Genomic DNA, 2,766 nt, shown 5'->3' with positions numbered 1-2,766 from the left:
CGGTAGGACCGCAGCTGCCAGGCCTTGATCCGGTCCACGCCGACGGAGCCGCCTTCCGCGAAGACCTGGATGCCGTCGCTGTCCGGGTCGGGGAAGATCTGGTCGGTGATCACGGCCTGACCGTCGCCGCCGAACACCTCCACCGACGACCAGTCGACCAGGATCCGGAGCCTGACCTTGCCGTCCTCGGCCGCCAGTGGCGCGCGCTGGACGCCGGGGAAGTCGTGATGGAAGTCCACCGCGCCCGACTTCGTGCGGTCGACGTACAGCTCATGGGTCTTCGTGTCGTACCCGATGACGGTCTCCTGCCCTTCACCGGTACGGACCTTGAGCCCGAAGCGCTCCGCGTCGCCGATGGAGAAGGTGGCCTCGAGGTCGAGGGACTTTCCGTCCGCCCGCCCACCGGCCAGCGGCGTGGAGCCGTCGGTCACAGTGAGCCCGCGGACACCGACAGCCTGCCCGGTCCGGAGTGACCGGACGGACGTCACCGGCTGCTGCGTCAGCCGGATCCGGCCGTCCACGGTGCGCAGCGCCATCTCTCGAGGGATGCTCTGCGCGCTGCGCCAGGGGGAGGTGGGGATGCTGTTGCCGTACTGCCAGTTGTTCATCCAGCCGATCATGCGGCGCTTCCCGTCCGGCGCGTCCTCCCAGGAGACGGCGGCGTAGTAGTCCTTGCCGTGGTCGACCCAGTGGGCCCGCTGGACGCTGGAGGTCGCGGGCTTGTCCGCGGCGACGAAGTGGTCGGCCATGATGTGGCCCCAGCCGCCCTTGTTCATGTCGACCAGCTGGACGGTGGCCTGCTCGCCCTGGTGGGCGCGGAGGTCGAACGACGCCCAGTCCAGGCTTCCGCTGTCCGCGCCGGAGACGCTCTGGACGACCTTGCCGTCGACGAGGAGATTGACCGCCGTCTCGGTCGAACGCGGCCGTGCCGGGCTGTCGGAGAGCATGACCTGGTCGAGCAGGATGTGCCCCCAGCCGCCGGTGTTCTCGTCGACGACCTCGATGTGCGCCTTGCGGCCGGCGAGGTCGCCGACGTCCCAGGAGGCCCAGTTGAGCGCCTCCGAGTCGGCGCCGGTGGCGCTGCGTACGGTCCGGCCGTCGACGACGAGGCGTACGGCGGTGGGCGCTTCGGCTCCGGACGGGTGCCTGCCGCCGCCGATGAGGAGGTTGAGGTACTTCGCCGTGACGGTGAACTCGGGTGAGGTGAGCGTGCCCGTGGTCGAGTCGCCGCCCAGGAAGCTGTTCACCAGCCGGTCGCCGGTGTGCCCGGACACCTGCTGCTGGCCGGGGAGTGTTCCCGCGGCGGGGCCGTCGCCGAAGGCGGTGCCGGTGGCGGTCCACGATCCGTAGCCGTCCTGCTCGAAGTCGGCGAGGACCGTGCCCTCGGGCGCCGGCGCGTCGCCCAGGACCGAGCCTGGGACGTGCGGATGACGGCCGCCGGCCACCTTGAAGTTGAGGTACGCGCTGTCCACGGTGAACGGCTGCGAAGTGAGCGTGCCGGTCTCGGCGTCGTCGCCGTGGAAGCTGTCGACGAACCCCCGCCCCTCGACGCCGCTCGTGCCCGAGGAGCCGGGCGCCGGCGCGGGGACCGGTCCTCCGCCGAAGGCCGTGCCGGTCGTGGTCCAGTTTCCGTAGTCGGCTGACTCGAAGTCCTGGACGACGTGCCCGGGGGGAGGCGTGTACGAGCCGTCGTCGTCCGGGGTGAAGCGGGTGCCGTCGAAGTCGCCGACGAAGTACTGGGCGGCCGAACCGCCCGCGATGCCACCGGGGTTGATGTTCACGACCAGGACCCACTTGGTGCGTCCGCTGTCGCCGTCGACGGGCAGCGGGAACAGGTCGGGGCACTCCCATACGCCCCCGACGGCGCCGGCCGGGCCGAAGTCGCTCAGGTGCGTCCAGCTCTTGAGGTCCTTCGAGGAGTAGAAGCGGACCTTGTGCTCGGTGGACAGGGACACCGTCATCAGCCAGCTCTTCGTCGGCGCGTACCACTGCACCTTCGGGTCGCGGAACTCCTTCGAGCCGATGTCGAGGACCGGGTTGCCCTCGTATTTGGTCCAGGTGCGGCCCCGGTCGGTGCTGTACGCCAGCGACTGTGCCTGCTTGCCGTCCTTCTTGTAGGCGCTGGTGTAGACGGCCACCATCGCGGGGTCGTCCCTGGTCCCGAAACCGCTGGTGTTCTCGTGGTCGACGACCGCGCTGCCGGAGAAGACCATCTCCTCGTCGTCGTGCGGGATGGCGAGCGGCAGCTCCTTCCAGTGCACGAGGTCCGTGCTGACCGCATGGCCCCAGGACATGTTGCCCCAGGTGTTGCCGCTCGGGTTGTACTGGTAGAAGAGGTGGTACTCGCCCTTGAAATACACCAGCCCGTTGGGGTCGTTCATCCAGTTCTTCTCCGGTGAGAAGTGGAACTGGGGCCGGTAGGTCTCGGTGTGGGGCGCCGTGCCGGACGCCGCCGCCGGGGGGACTACGGCGGTGACGGCGAGCGCGCATGTCGCGGCTGCCGCGGCGGCGAGGCGCAGCCGGGCACGTCGGTACGCGGGGCCTGGGCTCATGGTCTCTCCTGCACTGTGGTCGGCGGCGTCCTGCCCGCGTCCGCTGCGGGGACGCGACGCCGAAGGGGATCGCGGTGCCGGGCGGCGAGGCGGCCCGGCACATCGGTGTCATCGCTGACATATGTCAGCGATGACACCCGCTGGCGAGTGATGATGAGCGCGCTCGGGGCGGTCCGTCAATGGTTCCGGCGGATCCGCCGGAACGGGAAAGGAT

1 protein-coding gene is annotated in these 2,766 nt (G+C 70.0%); it reads right to left on the bottom strand.

Features of this window, described 5'->3' with window-relative positions; translation table 11 throughout:
- The coding region (locus ACWGH4_RS33810; protein WP_453467587.1) for a GH32 C-terminal domain-containing protein at positions 1-2,552 on the bottom strand (2,552 nt) is incomplete at its 3' end.
- Positions 2,553-2,766: the final 214 nt, after the last annotated feature.

Source organism: Streptomyces sp. NPDC054847 (assembly GCF_053610925.1).
The sequence above is the reverse complement of the archived record's forward strand: the minus strand, read 5'-3'. Positions and strand labels throughout refer to the sequence as shown.